Origin of the sequence: Sphingomonas sp. CFBP 8765 (genome assembly GCF_014841445.1) — a bacterium.
Taxonomy (GTDB): domain Bacteria; phylum Pseudomonadota; class Alphaproteobacteria; order Sphingomonadales; family Sphingomonadaceae; genus Sphingomonas; species Sphingomonas aerolata.
In genome coordinates this window covers 551,010-573,764 of sequence record NZ_JACYTY010000002.1, presented here as the reverse complement: position 1 = coordinate 573,764, position 22,755 = coordinate 551,010, and the positions used below count along the sequence as shown (strand labels likewise).

21 protein-coding genes are annotated in these 22,755 nt (G+C 69.2%); 10 read left to right on the top strand and 11 right to left on the bottom strand.

Annotated elements, in window-relative coordinates; genetic code table 11:
- Positions 1-742: 742 nt before the first annotated feature.
- Entirely contained in the window at positions 743-1,174 is a 432-nt protein-coding gene (locus IFT87_RS07270) for a nucleoside deaminase (RefSeq protein ID WP_192008190.1), read from the bottom strand.
- Positions 1,175-1,253: 79 nt separating this feature from the next.
- Complete coding sequence (locus IFT87_RS07265; RefSeq protein ID WP_031395039.1) at positions 1,254-1,487, bottom strand: hypothetical protein; 234 nt, start codon at positions 1,485-1,487, stop codon at positions 1,254-1,256.
- A 227-nt stretch (positions 1,488-1,714) separates the two neighbouring features.
- On the opposite strand from IFT87_RS07265, the gene rpmB reads away from it, so the two are divergent.
- Complete coding sequence (gene rpmB / locus IFT87_RS07260) at positions 1,715-2,005, top strand: 50S ribosomal protein L28 (RefSeq protein ID WP_031395040.1); 291 nt, start codon at positions 1,715-1,717, stop codon at positions 2,003-2,005.
- A gap of 218 nt (positions 2,006-2,223) precedes the next feature.
- On the opposite strand, the gene IFT87_RS07255 is transcribed toward rpmB, so the two are convergent.
- Complete coding sequence (locus IFT87_RS07255) at positions 2,224-3,258, bottom strand: esterase-like activity of phytase family protein (protein WP_342211138.1); 1,035 nt, start codon at positions 3,256-3,258, stop codon at positions 2,224-2,226.
- Between the two features lie 205 nt (positions 3,259-3,463).
- Between IFT87_RS07255 and IFT87_RS07250 the strand changes: the two genes are divergently transcribed.
- Together IFT87_RS07250 and IFT87_RS07245 are read left to right on the top strand one after the other, a co-directional pair.
- A complete protein-coding gene (locus IFT87_RS07250) occupies positions 3,464-3,850 on the top strand; it encodes a glycine zipper 2TM domain-containing protein (RefSeq protein WP_056406961.1) in 387 nt (128 codons plus the stop codon).
- Between the two features lie 466 nt (positions 3,851-4,316).
- Positions 4,317-4,631 (top strand): hypothetical protein, encoded by a 315-nt coding sequence (locus IFT87_RS07245; RefSeq protein WP_192007964.1) that lies wholly within the window; start codon positions 4,317-4,319, stop codon positions 4,629-4,631.
- Positions 4,632-4,771: 140 nt separating this feature from the next.
- On the opposite strand, the gene phbB is transcribed toward IFT87_RS07245, so the two are convergent.
- The 4 genes from phbB to IFT87_RS07225 all read right to left on the bottom strand — a co-directional run bounded on the left by phbB (position 4,772) and on the right by IFT87_RS07225 (position 10,759).
- A complete protein-coding gene (gene phbB, locus IFT87_RS07240) occupies positions 4,772-5,494 on the bottom strand; it encodes an acetoacetyl-CoA reductase (RefSeq protein WP_037530550.1) in 723 nt (240 codons plus the stop codon).
- A 34-nt stretch (positions 5,495-5,528) separates the two neighbouring features.
- Positions 5,529-6,536: a ferrochelatase gene (gene hemH, locus IFT87_RS07235; RefSeq protein WP_037530548.1), complete on the bottom strand. Its 1,008-nt coding sequence runs from the start codon at positions 6,534-6,536 to the stop codon at positions 5,529-5,531.
- Positions 6,533-8,725 carry a xanthine dehydrogenase family protein molybdopterin-binding subunit gene (locus IFT87_RS07230; protein WP_192007963.1) on the bottom strand — a complete coding sequence of 731 codons (2,193 nt, stop codon included), beginning with the start codon at positions 8,723-8,725 and terminating at the stop codon, positions 6,533-6,535. The genes hemH and IFT87_RS07230 overlap by 4 nt, the downstream gene beginning before the upstream one ends.
- Before the next feature lie 345 nt (positions 8,726-9,070).
- Positions 9,071-10,759, bottom strand: a complete 1,689-nt coding sequence (locus tag IFT87_RS07225) for a class I adenylate-forming enzyme family protein (RefSeq protein ID WP_192007962.1) — start codon at positions 10,757-10,759, stop codon at positions 9,071-9,073.
- A 94-nt stretch (positions 10,760-10,853) separates the two neighbouring features.
- Between IFT87_RS07225 and lgt the strand changes: the two genes are divergently transcribed.
- The 6 genes from lgt (at position 10,854) to IFT87_RS07195 (ending at position 16,666) form a co-directional block, all read left to right on the top strand.
- Positions 10,854-11,762 (top strand): prolipoprotein diacylglyceryl transferase, encoded by a 909-nt coding sequence (lgt, locus tag IFT87_RS07220; RefSeq protein ID WP_426290286.1) that lies wholly within the window; start codon positions 10,854-10,856, stop codon positions 11,760-11,762.
- 135 nt (positions 11,763-11,897) lie between these two features.
- Positions 11,898-12,950, top strand: a complete 1,053-nt coding sequence (locus IFT87_RS07215; RefSeq protein WP_192007960.1) for a class I SAM-dependent methyltransferase — start codon at positions 11,898-11,900, stop codon at positions 12,948-12,950.
- A complete protein-coding gene (locus IFT87_RS07210) occupies positions 12,947-13,456 on the top strand; it encodes a GNAT family N-acetyltransferase (protein ID WP_192007959.1) in 510 nt (169 codons plus the stop codon). The genes IFT87_RS07215 and IFT87_RS07210 overlap by 4 nt, the downstream gene beginning before the upstream one ends.
- 302 nt (positions 13,457-13,758) lie before the next feature.
- Positions 13,759-14,529, top strand: a complete 771-nt coding sequence (pgeF, locus tag IFT87_RS07205) for a peptidoglycan editing factor PgeF (protein ID WP_192007958.1) — start codon at positions 13,759-13,761, stop codon at positions 14,527-14,529.
- A 76-nt stretch (positions 14,530-14,605) separates the two neighbouring features.
- Positions 14,606-15,949: a cystathionine gamma-synthase family protein gene (locus tag IFT87_RS07200; protein WP_373928262.1), complete on the top strand. Its 1,344-nt coding sequence runs from the start codon at positions 14,606-14,608 to the stop codon at positions 15,947-15,949.
- Positions 15,950-16,147: 198 nt separating this feature from the next.
- Entirely contained in the window at positions 16,148-16,666 is a 519-nt protein-coding gene (locus tag IFT87_RS07195; protein WP_031440516.1) for a phosphoribosyltransferase, read from the top strand.
- Between the two features lie 118 nt (positions 16,667-16,784).
- Here IFT87_RS07195 and murA read toward each other — a convergent pair whose 3' ends face one another.
- On the bottom strand, positions 16,785-18,068 hold the full coding sequence (gene murA / locus IFT87_RS07190) for a UDP-N-acetylglucosamine 1-carboxyvinyltransferase (RefSeq protein ID WP_031440515.1): 1,284 nt from the start codon (positions 18,066-18,068) through the stop codon (positions 16,785-16,787).
- A 121-nt stretch (positions 18,069-18,189) separates the two neighbouring features.
- On the opposite strand from murA, the gene IFT87_RS07185 reads away from it, so the two are divergent.
- On the top strand, positions 18,190-18,978 hold the full coding sequence (locus tag IFT87_RS07185; protein ID WP_081874263.1) for a Crp/Fnr family transcriptional regulator: 789 nt from the start codon (positions 18,190-18,192) through the stop codon (positions 18,976-18,978).
- Between the two features lie 54 nt (positions 18,979-19,032).
- On the opposite strand, the gene clpS is transcribed toward IFT87_RS07185, so the two are convergent.
- The 3 genes from clpS to IFT87_RS07170 all read right to left on the bottom strand — a co-directional run bounded on the left by clpS (position 19,033) and on the right by IFT87_RS07170 (position 22,455).
- The gene (gene clpS, locus IFT87_RS07180) at positions 19,033-19,419 is read right to left on the bottom strand and encodes an ATP-dependent Clp protease adapter ClpS (protein ID WP_037530933.1); all 387 of its coding nucleotides are present in this window, start codon (positions 19,417-19,419) and stop codon (positions 19,033-19,035) included.
- A gap of 236 nt (positions 19,420-19,655) precedes the next feature.
- Positions 19,656-20,564, bottom strand: coding sequence for a phasin family protein (gene phaP, locus IFT87_RS07175; RefSeq protein WP_249403263.1), 909 nt, complete (start codon positions 20,562-20,564; stop codon positions 19,656-19,658).
- A gap of 133 nt (positions 20,565-20,697) precedes the next feature.
- Positions 20,698-22,455, bottom strand: a complete 1,758-nt coding sequence (locus tag IFT87_RS07170) for a PHA/PHB synthase family protein (RefSeq protein ID WP_192007955.1) — start codon at positions 22,453-22,455, stop codon at positions 20,698-20,700.
- Positions 22,456-22,755 lie beyond the last annotated feature (300 nt).

The window sequence follows — 22,755 nt, the reverse complement described above, 5'->3', positions numbered from 1 at the left end:
AGGGTGCGGGCGGACCGGCAGCAGAAGAAGGGGGTTCGCGCAGAGGCGCGGAGGCGCGGAGGGTGTGGACGTCGCGAAGCAACCACCCGATCACCTCCGGCAGAGCTAAAGGTCAGGGTCTCCCGACCGAAAGGCCGGACGCACCCCCTCCGCGCCTCCGCGCCTCCGCGTGAACCCCTTCTCCTTAATCCCCCCGTCATCCCGGCGAAGGCCGGGACCCAGGGCCACAAGCGCAAACCCGCATGGCCCTGCGCCCCGGCGTCAGCCGGAACGATGAGCACGCGCCACAAGACAGAAGAAGTTTCGTTCACGCGCAGACGCGGAGGCGCGGAGACGGTGTGGACGCCGCGAAGCGACCGCCCGATCATATCCGGCAGCGCAAAAGGTCAGGGTCTCCCGACCGAAGGGCCGGATGCACCCCCTCCGCGCCTCCGCGCCTCCGCGTGAACCCACTCTTCTCAATCACCCCGTCATCCCGGCGAAGGCCGGGACCCAGGGTCACAAGCGCAAACCCGCATGGCCCTGCACTCCGGCGTCAGCCGGAAAGACGAGCACGCGCCACAAGACAGAAGAAGTTTGGTTCACGCGGAGGCGCGGAGGCGCGGAGAAAGTGTGGACGCCGCGAAGCGACCGCCCGATCACGTCCGGCAGCGCAAAAGGTCAGGGTCTCCCGACCGAAGCGCCGGATGCACCCCCTCCGCGCCTCCGCGCCTCCGCGCCTCCGCGCGAACCCAATCTTCTTCTACAGACGCCGCCCCCGGAAAAACCCCGTCAGCAACGCGCCAGCCTCCCGCTCGCCGATCCCCGCATAGACCTCAGGCCGATGATGGCATGTCGGTTGCCCAAAGAACCGCGCCCCATGCTCGACCGCGCCGCCCTTCGCATCCGCCGCCCCGTAATAGAGCCGCGCGATCCGGGCATGCGCGATCGCCCCCGCGCACATCGCGCACGGCTCGAGCGTCACCCACAGATCGCAGTCCTCCAGCCGATCCCGCCCCAGCGCCTTGGCCGCCGCGCGAATCGCGAGCATCTCGGCATGCGCGGTCGGGTCGCACAACGCGCGCGGCGCATTGGCCGCGGTCGCGATCACCTGCCCGGCACGCACCACGACGGCGCCGACCGGCACCTCGCCCGCCGCCGCGGCATCGCGCGCGGCGTCGAGCGCGCGCCGCATCGGGTCGGGGATCGGAAACATGCCCCGCCCTGCCCTGCCTTCCCCATCAGGTAAAGCTGCAGGACAAGGCGGGCGCGGATCAGTTGGCGGGCACCTGGCCATTGTCTGCCGCGGTCCCCGGCTTGTCGACCGAGATCGTCGGCACCGCGACCGTCTTGGTCTCGGTCCCCAGCCGCACCTTGGCGACGTCCGCCTCGAATTTCGGCGTCTGGATCGCGCCGGCGCGCGTCTGGTCGATGTTGATGATCCCGAAATACATCAGAGCGACGACGGCGAGCAGCGCGATCGCGACCAGAGACAAGAGCGTACGCATGGGATTCCCCTTATATAAGGCCACGACCCAATGCGGGCGTCGACCGGTTCGATGGCGTAACAACGTCGATCAACCCCGCGCGGTTGCACGCCCCGCTGTGCCGCCCCGTTCGCCGCATCCGCGTGGGCACCGATCGGCAAAAACGGGTGAATCGGTTGACGCGGCCGCGCTTGCCGGGTATCCGCGCGCCTTTCCGGGGTTCCTCCCGACACTTGATAGGTAGACAGATGTCGCGAATTTGCGAACTGACCGGCAAAGGCCGGATGGTCGGGAACAACGTGTCCCACGCCAACAACAAGACCAAGCGTACGTTCCTGCCCAACCTGCAGAACGTCACGCTGATCTCCGACTCGCTCGAGCAGAGCGTTCGTCTCCGCGTCTCGACGCACGGCCTGCGTTCGGTCGAGCATAATGGCGGCCTCGACAACTGGCTCGTCAAGACTTCGGACGACAAGCTCTCGCTCAAGGCCCGCCGCCTGAAGCGCGACGTCGTCAAGAAGATCGCCGCCGCCGCCTAACCCGCGCGACTGCGACACGGCCTCGGCCCGCGCTCCCACCGGAGCGCGGGCCGTCGGCGTTCGTGCGCCCGTCGAACCGAAACGCGCCGCCGAACCCGTTCCACCCCCCTCTCCGTTTGTGTCGAGCGCAGTCGAAACACCGCCCGCCCGGTGCACCGTCCCCTCCCGTTCGTGTCGAGCGAAGTCGAGACACCACTGCCAGCCCCGCTCGCCCCCCGCTACCCCTCCAGCCGAAACTTCAGCAACAGGGTCCGCTCCAGCACGGTCTCGTTGTCGTCCGACACGATCCACACCACCGTGTCGTCCCCCTCGCGCACCACCGCGATCCCCTCGAAATTGTCATGCACCAGCGGCGCCGCCAGCCGCGCGATCTCGCGTCCGCGCACCACCGCCCCCGCCCGGATCGCCCCCGATTCGATCACCGTCACGGCGTTGGAAAACGCGAACGGCGCGGCAAAGGCGCGGTTGAGCACGATCAGCCGCCCATCAGGCAACTCGGCGACATCGACCGGACTGAACCCGACCGGCGGCACATAGGTAAAGCCCACCCCGCGCGCGTTAAGCGGATCACCCGCAAACAGCAGCCCCCGCCGCCCGGTCCCGCGCCCGACCCCGCCCGCGCTCGTCCGCACCCGCGGCCGCGCGGTCTCCGACAGCACGACGAATCGCCCATCGCGCAACCGCACCATGCTCTCGGGCCCGCCATTGTCGGGCCATTCGCGCATCGCCCGCGGCCGGACCATCCCGTCGAATCGCGCCAGCAGCGTACCGTCGGCCCCTGCGGCATAGCGCCCGACCGCGTTCCAATATTCGAACCCGACCCACGCGGTCCCCGTCGCGGCATCGATCGTCAGCGATTCGCTGTCCCGGTCGCGCTTCGACCAGCCCTGCCCGGGACCACCCGGCAGCGCGGCAAAGCCGATCCCCGCGGGCCGCCAGTCGTCACCGATATGAAAGCGGACGATATTCCCGCCATCGCTGAGCAGCGTCACCTGGGTTCGCGAAGCCCTGCGACGGACCGCGATCGAGGAATACCCGCCGAACGCCGAATCGCGACTGCGCAGCACCACCCCGCCCAGATAGGTCAGCCCGCCGAGCCGCCGCCGCGACGGATCCGCCGGATCGATCCGCACCCGCGTCGCGGTCATGTCCGCCGCCGCGCCCAGCAGCGGCAGCCGCGACGTGCCGCTCCATCCGGGCACCAGCAGGTGCACGCTCGCCAGCACGAACAACAGGGTCGGGAAACGCCGCACGCCCGCCCCATAGCCGCTGCCGCGCCCGGGGGCACCCGCTTCCAGTCAGGCGTGCGTGATAGGGCGCGGGACCGGAGTCTCGCCTGAACCGTTGATAACGAACGCATTCAGGCTCGGCTCAATCCGACTCGACCATAAGGCTGTCATCAGGATCGAAGGGCCCGCCACCGGCGCACTCCCCCAGGTCCCAAATGGGAGACGTTTGATGTTCAAGACCTTCACCCTCGCCGTCAGCGCGCTCGCAATGGGCACCGCGACCCTGGTCCCCGTCGCCGCCGAGGCGCAGCGTTACGGTTACGAGCGCGGCTATGACCGCGGTTACGACGGGCGCGGCTATGATCGTGGCCGGGGCTATGACCGTGAATATCGCGGCAACGACCGCCGCTACAACTACCGCAACGACCGCAACAACCGTCGCGGCTGCGACAACACCGGCGGCACGATCGTCGGCGCGCTCGCCGGCGGCCTGCTCGGCCACACGGTTGCCGGTCGCGGCAACGGCACGATCGGCGCTCTGCTCGGCGCCGCCGGTGGCGGCCTCGCCGGCAACGCGATCGATAAGTCGGACAACCCGCGCTATTGCCGGAGGTAAGCGCGACAGCGCGGGTGCTCGCCAAGCCGAGCACCCGCGCCACCCAGTTCCCTCGCGTAGCGTATCGAGGGCAGAGGCCGGTCCCCCACAGGGGGCCGGCCTCGTTTTCGTCCGGAGCCGCGCACCGCGCGGAACCGGACCGGCCGGCGGGTGGCGCCAGCGCCAACCCGGCCGACGGCTTTGCCGACGGCAGGCCCGGCCTGAGCCCTTACCCCTCCGTCATCCTCTCCCCGTCATCCCGACGAAAGTCGGGACCCAGAGCCCAGCAGCGACACCCCTCGTTACCCTGGACCCTGACTTTCGTCAGGATGACGGAGTTTTTGGTCGGGCCGGTCGACACCCCACTCCCGTCATCCTGACGAAAGTCAGGATCCAGGATACCACCCACCGTCCCCAGCCGCGCATCCCCGCTTCCGCCGCAACGCCGACCGCCCTACGCTGCGACATCCAGACCCCGGAGAGCCCCGTGATCCGCCCCCTTGCGCTCGCCATGCTGACGACTCTTCCGCTGCTCGCCGGCTGTGCGGCCGGGCCGCACGCCGAAAAGCCCGTCCTCACCGCACACGCGGTCGCGCAGATCGCCACCCGCTGCGGCGCGGTCCGCGGCAAATTCCGTCCCAGCCGGACCGAGCTCCCCAGCGCAGATTTCACCCTGCACGCCGACGATCAGGGCGACGCGCAGTCCTCCCCGACGGTCCGCTGCATCGGCACCGCGCTCGACGCGTACCGCCACGATTATTTCGGTTTCGCCCCCGAGACCGGAGCACTCCCGTCACCCTGACGAAAGTCAGGACCCAGAGCCCAGGCCACCGTCCGCCGCCAAACCCACGCCGCCGGCAAAGCCGTCGGCCGGACCGGGTTGCACCCGTCCGCCGGCCGTGCCGGTTTTGGCCCGGCTGCCGCGCACCCGGGCCAAAACCGTCAATACATATGCTGCCCGCCGTTGATGCTGAGCGTCGAGCCGGTCACGAACCCGCCCTCTTCCGAGCACAGGAACACCACCCCGCGCGCAATCTCGCTCGCCTGGCCCAGCCGCCCGACCGGGATCTTCGCGACGATCTTTTCGAGCACGTCGGCCGGCACCGCCGCCACCATGTCCGTATCGATATAGCCCGGCGCGATCGCATTGACCGTCACGCCGGCCCGCGCGCCCTCCTGCGCCAGCGCCTTGGTAAAGCCGTGGATGCCCGATTTCGCCGCAGCGTAATTGACCTGGCCATATTGCCCGGCCTGCCCGTTGATCGAGCCGATATTGACGATCCGCCCCCATTTGCGCGTCCGCATGCCCGGGAACACCGCCTTGGCCATGTTGAAGCAGCCGCCCAGATTGGTGTCGATCACCGCCTTCCAGTCGTCATAGCTCAGCTTCAGGATCGTGCCGTCGCGCGTGATGCCCGCATTGTTCACGACGATGTCGACATCGCCCAGATCGGCCGCGACCTTCGCACAGCCCGCCTGACACGCGTCATAATCCGCGACATCCCATTGATAGACCGCGATTCCCGTCCGCGCGGAAAACGCCTCGGCGCGTTCGGCATTGCCCGCATAGGTCGCCGCCACGGTCAGCCCGGTCTTCTGCAGCGCAAGGCTGATCGCCTCGCCGATGCCACGCGTTCCCCCGGTTACGATCGCGACGCGTGCCATGCCTTCTCTCCCGCCATACGTGTTTTACCGGAGGCTAACCGCGGCGCGTCCAACCTTCAAGCTCGCGTGCGAGCAGCCGCTCGAGCATCACGATCCCCGCGGGGCCATCGTTCAGGCACGGCAGATAGGCAAAGTCCTTGCCGCCCGCCTCCTCGAAGCTCTCGCGCCCACGAATCGACAATTCCTCGAGCGTTTCCAGACAGTCCGCCGAAAAGCCGGGGGCAAAGATCGCGACCTTGGTCTTCCCCGCCTTGGCCAGTTCGACCAGCGTCTCGTCGGTCGCGGGCCCGAGCCATTTCTGCGGCCCGAACCGCGACTGGAACGCGACCGTCAGCTCGCGCCCCATCGCCGCGCTCAGCAGCCGCGCGGTCTTCTGGCAGTGGCAATGATAGGGATCGCCCATCTCCAGCGTGCGCTTGGGCATGCCGTGGAAGCTTGCGACGATCGCATCGGGAACGAAGTCGAGCGCGGCGAGCGACGTCTCGAGATCGGTCTTCAGCGCGTCGATATACAAGGGGTCGTCATAATAAGGCGGCAGCGTGCGCAGCGCGGGCTGCCAGCGCAGCCCCGCCAGATGCGCAAACGCCTTGTCGTTGGCGGTCGCGGTCGTCGCCGCGCAATATTGCGGATAGAGCGGCGCGAGCAGGATCCGCTCGCACCCCGCCGCCTGCATCGCGCTCAGCCGCTCGGCGATCGCCGGCCGGCCATAGCGCATCGCCCAGTCGACCATCACCTCGGGACCGAACGAATCCCTCACCGCCGCCGCCTGCAACCGCGTGATCGCGGCGAGCGGCGAACCGTCCTCGCGCCACACCTGGCTGTACGCATGCGCCGATTTCTTCGGCCGCGTGTTCAGGATGATACCGCGCAGGATCGGCTGCCACGCGATCGCCGGAATCTCGACGACACGGCGATCCGACAGGAATTCGCCGAGATAGCGTTTGACCGATCGCACGTCGGGGCCGTCGGGCGTCCCCAGGTTCATCAGCAGGACGCCGATCCGGGGCTTCGGAATCGCGGGATGGTCGGGGGGCAGGGTCATGTCGAGGGTCTTAAAGGCAAATCGCGCAGACGAAAGCCCGTTGCGGAGAAGATTGCGTTGGCGATCGCCGGCGCGACCGCGGGCACGCCCAGCTCGCCGACCCCGCCCGGCGCCTCGTCGCTGCGGATCAGCTCGACGGTGATGTCGGGCGTGTCCGCCAGCCGCGGCAGGTGCAGGTCGCCGAACCCGCGTGCATCGGCCAGGTTGCGTGTGAAGCCGGTCGCCGCGCCCAGTGCGGTCGCCAGCCCGAAGATCAGCCCGCCCTCGATCTGCTGGCGGACCAGATCGGGGTTGATCTGCACCCCGCAATCGACCGCCGCGACCAGCCGCTCGACCACCGGCCGCCGGTCCGCGCCCAGATGCGCCTCCGCCAGCACGGCGATGAAACTGCCGCGAAAGGCGTGGGCCGCGATCCCCTGCCCGCTGCCGGGCACGCCGCCATTCCACCCGCCCAGCGACGCCGCGGTCGACAGGCACCGCGCGAGTCTTGCGCCGCCGCCCAGCATGCCGATCCGGTAGGACATCGGCTCGGTCGCGGCGATCCGCGCGAGCTCGTCGACGAACGTCTCGGTGAAGAACGCGGTATAGCCATGCGCGCCGCCGCGCAGCGCGCCCGTCGGCACGCCGATCTCGGCGGCATGATGCACGACCGCCACCGCCGGGATCGCATAGGCGGGCAGCGCACCGCCGACCGCGTGCGGATCGCCGCGGGTCAGCGCGGTCGCCGCCCGGCTCGCAATCCCCGGCAGCACCCGCGCCGCGATCTCCGCGCCGGTCGCGGGCGCCGCGATCGCCGTACGCCACGCCAGAATCCGCCCGCGCGCATCGAGTCGCGCCGCCAGCCGCGCGGCCGCCGCGGGCCGATAGCGGTCATGCATCAGGTCCTCACCCCGCGACCAGACCAGGCTGACCGGGCGCTTCAGCCGCACCGCCAGCACCGCCGCCTGCGCCGCCGCGTCATGCTCCAGCGCCGCGCCGAACGACCCGCCGACCGGCATCGGATGGATCACCACCTGCGCCTCGTCGATCCCCGCCGCGCTTGCCGCCGCCGCGCGCGCGGGCCCCGGCGCCTGAGTCTGCAGCCACAGCTCGAGGATTCCGTCGCGGTATGCCGCGGTCGCGCTGCGCGTCTCGATCGCCGCATGCACCGCGGGCGCGACGCGGTAGGCGGCGGTCACCACCCCCGCCCCGTCGAGCAACGTGCCGATCTCCCCGCTCTCCGCCATCGTCGCGCCCGGCGTCTCGAACGCGGCGTCGAGCGCGGCGGCGATCGTCTCGCTGTCGACCAGCGACGATCGCGTGGCAAAGCGCGGTGCCATCGCGGACAACGCCTGCTGCGCCGCCCAGCCGGTCGTCGCCACCGCCGCGACCCAGGCCGGCGTCTCGACGATCTGCAGCACGCCGCGCACCCGGTCCGCGGCGGCGCGGTCGACCCCGATCAGCCGGCTGTCGCCGACCGGTCCCTGCCGGATCGCCGCATGGACCATGTCGGGCAGGCGCACGTCGCCGGTGAAATTGGCGGATCCGTCGACCTTGGCGGGCGTGTCGATCCGCGGCACCGACCGCCCCGCGAGCGCGCCCGCGCCCGGCCCGCCGATGCCCGGCTCGTCGGGCAAGGTCTCGCGCGCGGCGTCCTCGGCCAGCGCGGCGAAGCGGATCCGCCGCGTGCCCTGAACGACGAACCCCGCCTCGGTCCGGCAATCCGCCCAGTCCGCATCCCAGCGCCGCGCCGCCGCCTTGCACAGCAATTCCCGCGCCGCCGCACCCGCGCTCCGGCACGCCGCCTCGAACATCCGCACCGAACTCGATCCCGCGGTCAGCATCGGCGCGGGGCCCGCCACCGCTGCGGGAACCACGCCCGGCATTCCCTCGAACAGCGCGTTCAGCCCGACCGGATTGGCATAAAGCGGGTTGAGCGGCGCGGGCTCGACGCCCACCGTCCGCCAGTCCGCGCCCAGCTCGTCCGCGACGATCTGCGCCAGCGCGGTATAGACGCCCTGCCCCTGTTCGGCCTGCGGCACCGCGACGGTCACATGCCCGTCGCTGCCGATCTTCAGCCACGCCCCGAACGCACTCTCCCCCGGATCCGCGACCAGCGTCGGTGCATAGTCACGCGGCCACAGCCCCCAGGCGACGACCAGCCCGATCCCCACGCCGCCCCCCGCCAAAATCCCCCGCCTGCTGATCATCCCGCGCCCCTACCCCGTCTCCTCCCCGCGGTGAAGGCGCCGCAAACCGCCGGATGAGGGGCAGCGCGCCCCAGCCCCCACCCGTCATCCCCCCTTCCGTCATCCCCCCTTCCGTCATCCCGACGAAAGTCGGGACCCAGAGTAACAGGACGCAACGCTGCTTGGCTCTGGATCCTGACTTTCGTCAGGATGACGAGCAGACGTGAGGCACGCGCACGCCCACCCACTCCCGTCATCCTGACGAAAGTCAGGATCCAGAGTACCAAAACGCACCGCCGCTGGGCCCTGGGTCCTGACGTTCGTCAGGATGACGGGAAGAAGCGAGCTATCCCAGCCGCACCCCCCTCAAACCATCCCCCGATACCGCTCCCGGATCGTCACCTTGTCGATCTTCTCCGTCCCCAGCCGCGGCAGCGGCGCGTCGGCGATCCAGACCCGCTGCGGCACCTTGAACGCCGCGATATGCTGGTGGAGGAACGCGCACAGATCGTCCGGCGTCAGCGTCTCGCCCTCCTGCAGCACCACGACCGCGCCCGGCACCTCGCCGAACCGCTCGTCCGCCAGCCCGAACACCGCCGCCTCCGCCACCGCGGGGTTCTGGTACAGCGCCGCCTCGACCTCCTGGCACGAGATATTCTCGCCGCCGCGGATGATGATGTCCTTCTTGCGGTCGACGATGAACAGATAGCCGTCCTCGTCGAGAAACCCGATATCCCCCGTCCGGAAATAGCCGTCCGCGGTGAACGCCGCCGCGGTCGCCTCGGGCCGGTTCCAATATTCCTTGAAGTTGCACACGCTGCGGATGCCCACCTCGCCGCGCACGCCGACGTCTAGCTTGCGGCCGTCATCGTCGAGGATCGCCAGATCGACCAGCGGCGCGCTCGCCCGCCCCGCCGAATTGGGCTTGGCAATATAATTGCTCCGCCAGTTGCCCGTCCCCACCGCATTGGTCTCGGTCAGCCCGTAACCGATCAGCGGCGCGCTGCCGCCCATCTCCTCGCCCAGCCGCCGGACATGCTCGACCGGCCGCGGCGCGCCCCCTGCGGCGAAGTCGGTCACCGTCGACAGGTCATAGTCGCCGCGATCGGGGTGGTTGAGGATCTCGAAGCTCATCAGCGGCACGCCGACGAAATAGGTCACGCCCTCCGCCTCGATCAGCCGCATCGCCTCGCGCGCATCCCATTTGGGCATCAGCACCAGCTTGCGCCCCATCGCGAAGCTCTGCAGGAACACCGGCACCTCGCCGGTGATGTGGAACAGCGGGATCGTCAGCAGCGTGACCGGCTGGCCGACCGGCGGATTGCCCTGCGCGGTGGCGATGCCGAGCATCATCATCGCCTGCCCCAGATAGTTGAAGATCGCCTGGATGATCGCGCGGTGATCGCACAGCGCGCCCTTCGACTGGCCGGTCGACCCGCTCGTGAACAGGATCGTCGCATGGTCGTCGGGCCCCAGCGGCGGCAGCGCGACGCCGACCGGGTCCTCCTTCAGCAGCACGTCGAGCGCGATTCGCAGCGGCAGCGTATCGTCGATCCCGATCACCGGCGTCGCCAGCCCGGCGATCTGCGCCAGCCGCTTCACGCGCGGCGGATCGGCGAACACCATGTTGCAGTCGACGTCGCGGATCGCCGCCTCCAGCTCGTCCGACTGCCACCAGCCGTTCAGCAAAGTCGCGACCCCGCCGGCCATGATGATGCCCATGTACAGCACGATCCACGACGGCGAATTGCGCATCGCGATGCCGATCCGGTCGCCGCGCTGGATGCCGTGCGCGGACACCAGCGCGCAGGCGACGCGCTCGGCGGCGTCCTCGACCTCGGCGAAGGTCAGCCGCTCGTCGCCTGCGACCAGGAACACCTGGTCGCGGTGCTCGCCGGCATAATGCGCGAAATAGGCGTTGAGCGCGGGCGGCGCGACGGCGATCGTCGGCATCGTCACGCCGAACCGCTCGATCGATCCGAGCCCGAGCATCCCCCCGGGCGCGGTCAGCGCCGCCATCGTCGAATCCATCGCCGCGTCTAGCTCGGTCCGCATCTCGCTCTCCCATTGCTACGACGACCCCGGTCTTATCGCCTTGGTCTTATCGTCACCGCTCATTATGCAGGCGCGAACGCGTGGGGAAAAGCCATTGATCCTGTCGACCTTAGCCGCCGTAGCCGGCGGCCTGCCTAGCCCCGCTACGGGCCAACATATCCGGTTCGAGGATTTGGGGCTCCACCCCGACGTCTTCTCGATCGGCTTCTTCACGCTGCGCTGGTACAGCCTTGCCTATATCGGCGGGATCCTGCTCGGCTGGTGGTATCTGCTGAAACTGCTCGCCCAGCCCGGCGCACCGATGGCGCGGCGTCATGCCGACGACCTCGTCTTCTACGCGACGCTCGGCATCATCCTCGGCGGGCGGCTCGGCTATGTGCTGTTCTACGCGCCCGAGATGATCCTGCGCCCGTTGCGCATCCTCCGGCTCTGGGACGGCGGCATGTCGTTCCACGGCGGCGTCATCGGCGTGTCGCTCGGGCTGATCCTGTTCGCACGCAAGCACAAGCTCAACTGGCTGCGCGTCCACGATTATATCGCCTGCTGCGTGCCGTTCGGGCTGTTCTTCGGGCGGCTCGCCAACTTCGTCAACGGCGAGCTCTGGGGCAAGCCGACCGACGTCGCCTGGGGCATCGTCTTCGCGCGCACCGTCCCCTTCGGCATGATCGAACCCGCCCGCCATCCGAGCCAGCTTTACGAGGCGGGGCTCGAGGGGCTCGCGCTGTTCGCGCTGCTCTGGTTCGCTTTCTGGAAGACCAAGGCGCGTTATGATCCGGGCAAGCTCGTCGGGCTGTTCGTGCTCGGCTACGGGCTCGCGCGCTTCACCGTCGAATTCTTCCGCGAACCCGATTCGCAGCTGCGCGCCTTTGCCGAGAAGACCGGGCTCCACATGGGCCAGTGGCTCTGCGTCCCGATGATCCTCGGCGGCCTCTTCCTGATCCTCACCGCCGCCCGCCGCCGCATCCGCGTCGAATCCATCGCCGGCTCGCAGAGCGTCGCGTAACGGACACCACCCTCACCCCCACCCCGGCGGAGGCCGGGGCCCAGTTGGAACGTCCCGCGTGACGGGCGGTGCGCGTCGTTACATCGACCGCCCAACTGGGCCCCGGCCTCCGCCGGGGAGGTAGAGAGCTTTACGATGACTGACACCACCCCCGACACCGCCCTCCCCGAACGCCTCGCCCGCGCGATCACGCTCGCCGGCCCCGTCCCCGTCGCGCAGTACATGGCCGCCGCCAACGCGCAGTATTACGCGACCCGCGACCCGCTCGGCGCGACCGGCGACTTCACCACCGCGCCCGAAATCAGCCAGATGTTCGGCGAGCTCCTCGGCCTGTGGTGCGCCGACCTGTGGGACCGCGCCGGCCGCCCGGACATCGCCTGGGTCGAGCTCGGCCCCGGCCGCGGCACGCTCGCCGCCGACGCGCTCCGCGCCATGGCCAAGGCCGGCCTGACGCCCCCCGTTCATTTCGTCGAGACCAGCCCCGCGCTCCGCACCGCGCAGGCCGAGCGCGTCCCTGCCGCGACCTGGCACGACGCCATCGACACGCTGCCGACCGATCGCCCCCTGATCGTCGTCGCCAACGAATTCTTCGACGCGCTGCCGATCCGCCAGTTGCTCAAACGCGAGGACGCCTGGCACGAACGCCTCGTCGCCGCGCAGGACCTGCTGTTCCTCCCTATCGCGGGCAAGCCGCTTCCCGACGCCGTCATCCCCGAGCCCTTCCGCGACGCGCCCGCCGGATCGATCCTTGAGACCGCCCCCGCCGCGGTCGGCATCGTCCGCGCGCTCGCGAAACGCCTCGTCGCGCAGGGCGGCGCGCTGCTCGCGATCGACTACGGCTATGAAGGCCCCGCGCTCGGCGACACGCTCCAGGCGGTCCGCGCGCACGCCTTCGCCAACCCGTTCGAGGCACCGGGCGAGCACGACCTGACCGCGCATGTCGATTTCACCACGCTCGCCGCCGCCGCGCAGGCCGATGGCGCGGTCGCCTGGGGCCCCGTCGCACAGCGCGACCTGCTCGGCGGGCTCGGCATCGACACGCGCACGTCCGCACTCGCCAAGGCCTCGCCCGACCGCGCCGAGGCGCTCGCCGCCGACCGCCGCCGGCTGATGGACGACATGGGGTCGCTCTTCAAAGCGCTCGCGATCACGTCGCCCGGCTGGCCCAACCCGGCCGCCTTCGCATGATCACCTATCGCGACGCGGTCCCCGCCGACGGCCCCGCGCTCGCCGCGATGGCGCGCGCGTCGTTCACCGAGACGTTCGGCACGCTCTACCGCCCGCAGGATCTCGCCGCCTTCCTCGACCAGGCGTTCGGGCCGCAGGGCCTGCCGTCGCAGATCGGCGACCCCGCCTTCCGCATCCATGTCGCGCTCGACGAGGGTGCGATCGTCGGCTTCGCCAAGACCGGCCCGGTCGCCTTCCCCGGCGACTGGCCCGCCACCGCGGTCGAGCTCTACCAGCTCTATGTCCGCGCCGACCAGCACGGCGCCGGCGTCGGCCCCGCGCTGATGGACTGGGCGCTCGCCACCGCGCGCGCCGACGCCCGGACCGAGATGATCCTCAGCGTCTATGTCGACAACCACCGCGCCCACCGCTTCTACCAGCGCTACGGCTTCACCGAGATCGGCCGCTACGTCTTCATGGTCGGCGAGAAGGCGGACGACGACCGCATCATGCGCCTGGTGCTGTGACGCGGCGCGCCGCCCCAACCTCCACCCCGGCGAAGGCCGGGGCCCAGTTGGGAAGGCCCAGCTAATGAAACGCCGCCCCCCGTTACTACCGTCCCCCAACTGGACCCCGGCCTCCGCCGGGGTGGTGCCGGAATTCAACCAGGAAATCCGTGCAGCCCCGCCCCCAACCTCCACCCCGGCGAAGGCCGGGGCCCAATTGGAACGTCCCCGGTAATGAAACACCGCCCCCCGTCACGACCGTCCCCCAACTGGACCCCGGCCTCCGCCGGGGTGGTGCCAGAGCTTAAGCAGGACACACGCGCATGACTGACACCACCGCCCCCACCCCCATCCGCGCAAAATCGCTCACCCCCTTCCCCCACGGCTTCCTCACCCGCACCGGCGGCATCTCCACCGGCCCTTACGCCAGCCTCAACACCGGCACCGGCTCCGACGATTCCCCCGCCGCGATCGCCGAGAATCGCCGCCGCGCAACCGACGCCGTCCTCCCCGGCGCACAACTCGTCGGCCTATACCAGATCCACTCGGCCGAGGCGGTGACGATCACCGCGCCCGTCGACGACACATTCCGCCCGCGCGCCGACGCGCTCGTCACCGACCGCCCCGGGCTCGCGCTCGGCATCCTCACCGCGGACTGCGCGCCCGTCCTCTTTGCCGACAGCGAGGCGGGGATCGTCGGCGCCGCGCATGCCGGCTGGCAGGGCGCGCTCGGCGGCGTCACCGACGCCACCCTGCTCGCGATGGAGGCAATCGGCGCACGCCGCGACCGGATCGTCGCCGCGGTCGGCCCGTGCATCGCGCGCGCCAGCTACGAGGTCGACACCGGCTTCCTCCGCCGCTTCTGCGAGGCCGATCCCGAAAACGAACGCTTCTTCGCGGATGCCCGCACCGACCATTACCAGTTCGATCTCGAGGCCTATGTCGTCAACCGGCTCGCCGCCGCGGGGGTCGGCCGGGTCGAGGCGCTCGGCCGCGACACCTACACCGAAGACGACGCCTTCTTCAGCTATCGCCGCGCGACCCATCGCGGCGAACCCACTTATGGTCGCCAGATCAGTATCATCGGCCTCTGACGCCTCCCCAAAGCGGCTGCGCATCGCTAGGCTCGCCGCATCGGCCCGCACCAGACGGGTCATGCAGGAGCCCAGAATGTCCGATACCCCGACCCCCACCGGCATGCCCGCCGAGACCGAAGCCGACCTGACCGGCGTCGCCGCGCGCGTCGCCCCCAAGCCCGAGGTCGAGAAGATCGGCGGCCGCAAGCTGAAACCCTCGACGCTGATGATGGGCCATGGTTATGACCCGTCGCTGTCGGAAGGCTCGCTCAAGCCCCCGATCTTCCTCACCTCGACCTTCGTCTTCCCCAATGCCGCCGCGGGCAAGCGCCATTTCGAGGGCGTCACCGGCAAGCGTCCGGGCGGTGCCGAGGGCCTCGTCTATTCGCGCTTCAACGGCCCCAACCAGGAGATCCTCGAGGATCGCCTCGGCGTCTGGGAAGAGGCCGAGGACGCGCTCGCCTTCTCGTCCGGCATGTCCGCGATCGCCACGCTCTTCCTCGCGATGGTCAAGCCCGGCGACACGATCGTCCATTCGGGACCGCTCTACGCCGCGACCGAGACGCTGATCGGCCGCGTGCTCGGCAAGTTCGGGGTCAAGTGGCTCGACTTCCCCGCCGGCGCCACGCGCGAGGAGATCGACGCAGTGATGACCGAGGCCGCGACCGGCAATGTCGCGCTCATCTATCTCGAAAGCCCCGCCAACCCGACCAACGCGCTGGTCGATGTCGAGGCGGTCGCCGCCAGCCGCGACGCGATCTTTGGTGACGAGAAGCCGCCGATCGCGATCGACAACACCTTCCTGGGGCCCCTCTGGTTCCAGCCGCTCAAGCACGGCGCGGACATCGTCGTCTATTCGCTGACCAAATATGTCGGCGGCCATTCGGATCTCGTCGCGGGCGGCGTGCTCGGCACCAAGGCGCACATCAACACGATCCGGACGATGCGCAACACGATCGGCACGATCACCGATCCCAACACCGCATGGATGCTGCTGCGCAGTCTCGAGACGCTCGAGCTCCGCATGAGCCGCGCGGGCGAGAACGCCGCCAAGGTCTGCGCCTATCTGCGTCATCACCCCAAGGTCGAGCGCGTCGGCTATCTCGGCTTCCTCGCCGACGAACCCGGCGCCGAGCGTCAGGCCGACATCTATCGCCGCCACTGCACCGGCGGCGGCTCGACCTTCTCGCTCTACCTCAAGGGCGGCGAGCGCGAGAGCTTCGCCTTTCTCGACGCGCTCAAGATCGCCAAACTCGCGGTCTCGCTCGGCGGCACTGAAACGCTCGCCAGCCACCCCGCCGGCATGACGCACCTCTCGGTCCCCGACGCCCGCAAACAGGCTTTGGGCATCACCGACAATCTGGTGCGCATCTCGATCGGCGTCGAGGATGCCGACGACCTGATCGCCGACTTCACCCAGGCGCTCGAAGCGATCTGAGCCTAACCTTGTTCTCCCGCGAAGGCGGGAGCCCAGACTGGGTCCCCGCCTTCGCGGGGAAACACCCGGACCGGGCGCCCCGCCTTCCCCCGTCATCCTGACGAAAGTCAGGATCCAGAGCCCGGCAAACCCGCCCCCGCCGAACCCGTACCCGATCCGATCTGGCCCCAGCGCCCCCCACCCGTTAAAGCGCAACGGATGCCGATCTTCACCCCCATCCCGCAGGACGACTTCGTCGCCGCGATCCACACCCTCGCCGCACAGCTGCGCGCGGACGCCGACTGGACCCCCGATTTCATCATCGGCATCGGCCGCGGCGGCCTCGTCCCCGCGGTCTTCCTCAGCCACGCGATCGGCCTCCCGACGCTCTCGGTCGACTATTCGAGCCAGGTCGAGGATTTCGCCGACCAGCCGCTCGTCAAGCTCGCCGCGCGCACCCAGTCGGGCGAACGCCTGCTCTTCCTCGACGACATCAACGATTCGGGCCGCACGATCACCCATCTGCGCACCGCGCTCGCCGCCGCGGGTGCGACCCCCGGCGCGATCCGCTTCGCGACTTTGATCGACAATCTCAGCTCCGCCGAACGCATCGATTACACCGCGCGCACGATCGACCGCCGCGACACCAAGGACTGGTTCGTCTTCCCCTGGGAAGCCGTCGCCCCCGCCACCACGATCGAACACGACGCCGCCGAAGTCCCCGACCGCATCGCCTGACGCGCGGCACCCGCCACCCCTTCCCGTCATCCTGACGAAAGTCAGGATCCAGAGTTACAGACGCCGCGCTTAATGGCTCTGGATCCTGACTTTCGTCAGGATGACGGCGGAAAGAGCCTCACCCGTCGCTGGCCCGCTCGATATCCGCACCGACCGCGCTGAGCTTCTCCTCGAGCCGCTCATACCCCCGGTCGAGATGATACACCCGCCCGACCGACGTCTCGCCATCCGCCGCGAGCCCCGCCAAAATCAGGCTCATCGACGCGCGCAGGTCGGTCGCCATCACCGGCGCGCCGACCAGCTTGTCGACGCCGCGCACCACCGCGGTGCGGCCGCGCACCTGGATGTCCGCGCCCATCCGCGCCAGCTCGGGCACGTGCATGTAGCGGTTCTCGAAGATCGTCTCGGTCAGCACGCTCGCGCCGTCCGCCTTGCACAGCATCGCCATGAACTGCGCCTGCATGTCGGTCGCAAAGCCCGGATAGGGCGCGGTCGACAGCGTCAGCGGCTGGAGATGCCCGTCCGACGCGACGCGGATGCCGTCCTTGGTCGGGGTCACGCTCACCCCCGCCTCGACCAGCGCGTCGAGCGTCGCGCCCATGTCCGACGCGGTCACGCCGGTCAGCTCGAGGTCGCCGCCGGTGATCGCCGCCGCGCAGGCATAGCTGCCCGCCTCGATCCGGTCGGGCATCACCGCATAGGTCGCGCCGTGCAGCCGGTCGCGACCCTCGATCGTCAGCGTCTCGGTGCCGATCCCGTCGATCGACGCGCCCATCGCGACGAGGCAGCGGCACAGGTCGACGATCTCGGGTTCGCGCGCCGCATTCTCGATCACGCTGGTCCCGCGCGCGAGCACCGCCGCCATCACGACATTCTCGGTCGCGCCGACCGACACGATCGGGAAGCGGTAGCGCCCACCGGTCAGCCGCCCGCCGGGCGCGGTCGCCTTCACATAGCCCGCCGCCATCTCCAGCTCGGCGCCGATCGCCTCGAGCGCGCGCAGGTGCAGGTCGATCGGCCGGTTGCCGATCGCGCAGCCGCCGGGCAGCGACACCGTCGCCTCGCCGCCGCGCCCGAGCAGCGGCCCGAGCACGAGGATCGACGCACGCATTTTCCGCACGATGTCGTAGGGCGCCTCGGTCGAGGTCAGGTTGCCCGCGCGGATCGTCATCACCCGCCCGAAATCCTCGGGCCGCGTCCCCTGGATCGCGGTCGACGCGCCCAGCTGGTTGAGCAGATGCCCGAACCCGTCGACGTCGGCCAGCCGCGGCAAATTGCGCAGCGTCAGCGGCTCCTCGGTCAGCAATGCGCAGGGCATCAGCGTGAGCGCGGCGTTCTTCGCGCCGGAAATGGGCAGGCGCCCGGTCAGGCGGTTGCCGCCGCGGATGAGAATACGGTCCATCCCCGGCTGTCTATCGCCCCGCACGATCCGCGCAAGCCCGGCCGCGTGGCGGGCCTGCGTCCGCAGGCGCGCATGGCGGTCAACCAAATGCGGCTCATACCGGCCCTATTGATCGACTTTAATGCGTAAAATCGGGGGGTTTGCTCTGTGGAGCAACGACGGGGAGCCGATCACAGTGCCGCACAGCTGCTTCGCCGAACGTCTCGGCGATTACATCACCTTGACCGAGAGCGAGACGACGGCACTGACGCGCCTCGAGGAGCGCCCGCGCGACCTGCGTCGCGGCACGATCCTGTTGCGCGAGCACGACCCGATGGCCGAGCTCTTCATCCTCCAGCGCGGCATGGCGATGAGCTATGTCCTGCTCGACGACGGCAGCCGCCAGATCCTGCGCTTCCTGTTTCCCGGCGACATGCTCGCGGTCTCGGCTCTGGTCTACCGCGACTCGCCCGAGACGATCGTCGCGATGACCGACCTGACCGTCTGCCCGTTCGACCGGACGCTGATGGCGGGGCTGCTGACCGAACATCCGCGGCTCGCCGCGGTCATCATGGTGATGAACCAGATGGAAAAGGTCGCGCTGACCGACCGGCTCGCCGCGCTCGGCCGGACCTCCGCCAAGGTCCGCGTCGCCGCGCTGCTGCTCGAGATCCGCAACCGCATCCGGCTGACCGGACAGGCCGCGACCACCGATTTCGCGCTGCCGCTCACGCAGGAGGAGATCGGCGACGCGACCGGGCTGACCGCGGTCCATGTCAACCGCATGCTCCGTCAGCTCGAGGAGGACGGGCTGATCGCGCGCGGTGCTGGCCGCGTGTCGTTTACCGACGAGACCGCGCTGCTGCGCGCCGCCAATTATGTGAACCGGTTCGACGGTCTCGACCTGCGCTGGCTTCCGCCCGCGCGCTGACCGGTCTGGCCCGGCGGGGGGCCCAGCGCCCGACGCGCGCTCAAAGCCGCGCGATCAGGCCTTTTCGAGCGTGCACTGCAGCGGGTGCTGGTTCTGCTGCGCGAAATCCATCACCTGGCTGACCTTGGTCTCGGCGACCTCGTAGCTGAACGTCCCGCACACGCCGACGCCCTTCTGGTGGACGTGCAGCATCACCCGCGTCGCCGCCTCCATGTCCATGCGGAAGAAGCGCTGCAGGCACAGCACGACGAATTCCATCGGCGTATAATCGTCGTTGAGCATCAGCACGCGGTACGGCGTCGGCTGCTTGGTGCGCGACCGCGTCTTGGTCGCGATGCCGACATTGCCCCGGTCGTTGCCGCCGGAATCCCCGGTGCCGTCGGAATTCCCGTCTTCGGCACGGATGCCGTCTTCAACACGGGTATAGCGTCGCTCGGTCATCGTCATCGGAACCAGTATTTTCGGTGTCAGCGCCATGACGTGAAAATATGGCACCTGATGGTCGAAGAGCAAGCCCCGCCCGCTAAAAGGGCAACCTATGAGGCCCGGCAAAAGGGCTCGGCAAAAGGGCTGGGCACAAGCGCCACGCAAAAGGGGCAGGCAAGGGATCCCCTGCCTGCCCCTCCCGTCTCGCATCCGGCCGGAGACGACGCGTAGCGCCGACCCCGGTCATCGGCTCAGTTGGCGATCTTCATCTTCTCGGTCGCGATCGCGACCCGGTTGGACAAAGGCTGCGTGATCTCGCCCGCCATCTTCATCATCATCTCGGTCGAACGCGCGCTGTCCGCGATCAGCGTGTCGAACGCGGTGCGCATGTAATCGCCCTGCAGCTTCATGAACTCGGTCGGCGACTTGGCCGCGGCGAGCGTCTTCATCGCCTCGGTCGCGCCCTCGAACGACGCCTTGGCATAGGCCGAAACCTCATGCCCCAGCGTCTCGGCGCCCTTGGCGGCGATCTTCGACGATTCGACGATCGCCTCGATATTGCCCTTGGCGAAGGCATTGGCGTCCTCGAACGCGGCCGCGCTCTTCTCCATCGCGCCCTTCGCGCGGGTCGAGAGGTCGGCGAACATTGCCTGGGTCTTTTCGATCGTGCCGGTGTCGAAATTCATCATGCCATCCTTTCCTGTACGCGCCGCTCCGACGGGAACGACGATGTCTGCTGGTGTCGAAACGGGTGTTGCAAGCGGCACCGCGACGCCGGTCACGGCGGGCGGCACCTCGTCGGTGCTCACAGGCTGCGCGTCGTCGGACGCGGCGGGCTGCGGCTCGTCAAGGCTCACGGGCTGCGCAGCGATGTCCGCCGCAGCGATCCCCGCCGCCCCCTCGACCGCGGCGACAGCCATCTCGGGCACAGGCTCGGGAGGCGCGACGGGCGCGGTTTCGGGAGCTGCGATTTCGAGGGCTTGCACGGCTGCCGGAGTAGGCTCGATGATCGGAGTCGTCTCGACAACCGGGGCCGTCTCAACCGCCGCGACCATCTCGGCCGGGGGGAGCGCGACGGGCTTGGCGACTCGCTTGGCTCGCGCCGGCGCGACGGATTTGACCGTCCCGCGATCGCCCGACTTCGAACCAGACCCCCGCATCACATCTGCCCCCGCCTTATCGTGTTGCGTCGCAATATATCACAGTTGCAATGCCCCGACAATCGTCATTGTGCAGTGCAATATATTCCCCGATTCAACGTGTTGGTTAACGGGCGCTCGAGGCGGCCTGTGCTCACCGCATCCGCACATAGTCTCCCGGCGACTCGCCAAGCGCGGGCAGCGCCCCTTCGCCAGGGATCCGCGCCCCCGTCGCCGCGACCGTTTCGTCCCCCATCGCGCGCAGCCACGCGACCCAGTCGGGCCACCAGCTCCCCTTGGTCTCGACCGCCGCGGCGACGAACGCGTCGAGGCTCGCCGGCGTTTCGGTGCTGGCCGGATCCAGCGTCCAATATTGATATTTCCCCGCGGCGGGCGGGTTGACCACGCCCGCGATATGCCCCGACCCCGCCAGCACGAAGCGGACCGGCCCCGACAGCGCGGTCGTCAGCTTCCACACGCTCGCCGCCGGTGCGATATGATCCTCGCGCCCCGCCTGGACATAGGCGGGCGTCGTCACGCAACTGAGGTCGACCGGCGTGCCGTCCACCACCATCGCCCCCGGCTCGACCAGCAAATTGTCGCGGTACAGGTCGGTCAGATAGGCCTTGTGCCATTTCGCCGGCAGATTGGTCGTATCGCCATTCCAGTGGAGCAGGTCGAACGGCACATAGTCCTTGCCGAGCAGATAGTTGTTGGTGACGTAGTTCCAGATCAGGTCGCGCCCGCGCAGCAGGTTGAACGTCGCCGCCATGTAGCGCCCGTCGAGAAACCCCTCGGGCGACAGCGTGCCGAGCAGCGCGATCTGCTCGTCGTCGATGAAATGCGCGAGCTCGCCCGCATCCGCGAAATCGACCTGCGCCGTAAAGAACGTCGCGCTCGCGACGCGGTCCGCCTGCCCCCGCGCGCTCAGCACCGCCAGCGTCGCGGCCAGCGTCGTCCCCGCCACGCAATAGCCGATCGTATGCACCGCGGGCACCTCGAGCAGGCTCCGCACCGTCTCGATCGCCTCGATCTGCGCGGCGACATAATCGTCCCAGATCACGTCCTTCATGCTCGCATCCGCGGACTTCCACGACACCATGAAGACGCTCAGGCCCTGCTCGACCGCCCAGCGGATGAAGCTCTTCTCGGGGTTCAGGTCGAGGATGTAGAAGCGGTTGATCCACGGCGGAAAGATCACCAGCGGGGTCGCCTGCACCCGCTCGGTGGTCGGCGCATAGTGGATCAGCTCGTAGAGCGGCGTGCGCAGCACGACCTTGCCCGGCGTCATCGCCAGGTTGCGGCCTAGCTCGAAACTGCCCTGCGCGGTGTGGCTGAGCTGCCCGCGGCCGATGTCCGCCATCATGTTCTGCAGCCCCTGCAACAGGTTGGCGCCGCGCGTCTCGATCGTCTTCTCGATCACCTCGGGATTGGTCAGCGCGAAATTGGTCGGGCTCATCGCGTCGACGAAGCCGCGCGTCGCAAAGCGCAGCTGCTCCTTCTGCCGCGGCTCCAGCCCCTCGACCGCGTCGACGCTGCGCAGCATCTGGTCGCCGATCGTCTGGTAGCTCTGCCGGATTAGGTCGAACACGGGCTCGCGCCACTGCGCCGCCTTGAATCGCTTGTCGGTCGCGGGCCCGGGCTCGGGCTGCGGCGCCGCGCCGCCCCCCGCGGGCACCAGCATCTGCTGCCACAGCGCAAAGCCGTCCCGCCAGAAATCGCGCACCCGCGAAAGCGTCGCCGGATCGTTGAACCCCGGCACCACCATCGCCTCCGGCACCGTCGCGTCGAGCGGCGCGGTGATCGCATCGAGCCCCTGCGCCATCATCATCTGCTGCGCCCGCCCCATCACCCAGGTCCAGTGCTGCAGCTCGGCCAGCGTCGGTGCGGCAATCCCCGGCGTCTCGGACATGGGCAACCTCTCCTTTTGCCCAAGCCTAACCCACTCCCCCACCCGACGAAAGCACCGAGCAACCCTCCCGCCCTCTTCCGTCATCCCCGCGAAGGCGGGGATCCAGACTGGCAAACGCCGCGTCTCATCGGCAAACGCATAGACGATGGATCCCCGCCTCCGCGGGGATGACAAAGGGCGGGCACGCCCCCACCCCCATCCGTCATCCTGACGAAAGTCAGGACCCAGAGCCAAGCAGCGCACACGCCCGCCACCCTGGGTCCCGGGTCGAGCCCGGGATGACGAAGAAGGGCAGGCACC

Coding starts and splice junctions, on each gene's coding strand:
- IFT87_RS07195 (WP_031440516.1), top strand. CDS start 16,148: ATGCCGATCTTCACCCCCATCCCGCAGGACGACTTCGTCGCCGCGATC.
- phbB (WP_037530550.1), bottom strand. CDS start 5,494: ATGGCACGCGTCGCGATCGTAACCGGGGGAACGCGTGGCATCGGCGAG.
- IFT87_RS07210 (WP_192007959.1), top strand. CDS start 12,947: ATGATCACCTATCGCGACGCGGTCCCCGCCGACGGCCCCGCGCTCGCC.
- phaP (WP_249403263.1), bottom strand. CDS start 20,564: ATGCGGGGGTCTGGTTCGAAGTCGGGCGATCGCGGGACGGTCAAATCC.
- IFT87_RS07250 (WP_056406961.1), top strand. CDS start 3,464: ATGTTCAAGACCTTCACCCTCGCCGTCAGCGCGCTCGCAATGGGCACC.
- IFT87_RS07230 (WP_192007963.1), bottom strand. CDS start 8,725: ATGATCAGCAGGCGGGGGATTTTGGCGGGGGGCGGCGTGGGGATCGGG.
- murA (WP_031440515.1), bottom strand. CDS start 18,068: ATGGACCGTATTCTCATCCGCGGCGGCAACCGCCTGACCGGGCGCCTG.
- IFT87_RS07215 (WP_192007960.1), top strand. CDS start 11,898: ATGACTGACACCACCCCCGACACCGCCCTCCCCGAACGCCTCGCCCGC.
- IFT87_RS07270 (WP_192008190.1), bottom strand. CDS start 1,174: ATGCGGCGCGCGCTCGACGCCGCGCGCGATGCCGCGGCGGCGGGCGAG.
- rpmB (WP_031395040.1), top strand. CDS start 1,715: ATGTCGCGAATTTGCGAACTGACCGGCAAAGGCCGGATGGTCGGGAAC.
- IFT87_RS07185 (WP_081874263.1), top strand. CDS start 18,190: ATGCGTAAAATCGGGGGGTTTGCTCTGTGGAGCAACGACGGGGAGCCG.
- clpS (WP_037530933.1), bottom strand. CDS start 19,419: ATGACCGAGCGACGCTATACCCGTGTTGAAGACGGCATCCGTGCCGAA.
- hemH (WP_037530548.1), bottom strand. CDS start 6,536: ATGACCCTGCCCCCCGACCATCCCGCGATTCCGAAGCCCCGGATCGGC.
- IFT87_RS07225 (WP_192007962.1), bottom strand. CDS start 10,759: ATGCGGACCGAGCTAGACGCGGCGATGGATTCGACGATGGCGGCGCTG.
- IFT87_RS07200 (WP_373928262.1), top strand. CDS start 14,606: ATGTCCGATACCCCGACCCCCACCGGCATGCCCGCCGAGACCGAAGCC.
- pgeF (WP_192007958.1), top strand. CDS start 13,759: ATGACTGACACCACCGCCCCCACCCCCATCCGCGCAAAATCGCTCACC.
- IFT87_RS07170 (WP_192007955.1), bottom strand. CDS start 22,455: ATGTCCGAGACGCCGGGGATTGCCGCACCGACGCTGGCCGAGCTGCAG.
- IFT87_RS07265 (WP_031395039.1), bottom strand. CDS start 1,487: ATGCGTACGCTCTTGTCTCTGGTCGCGATCGCGCTGCTCGCCGTCGTC.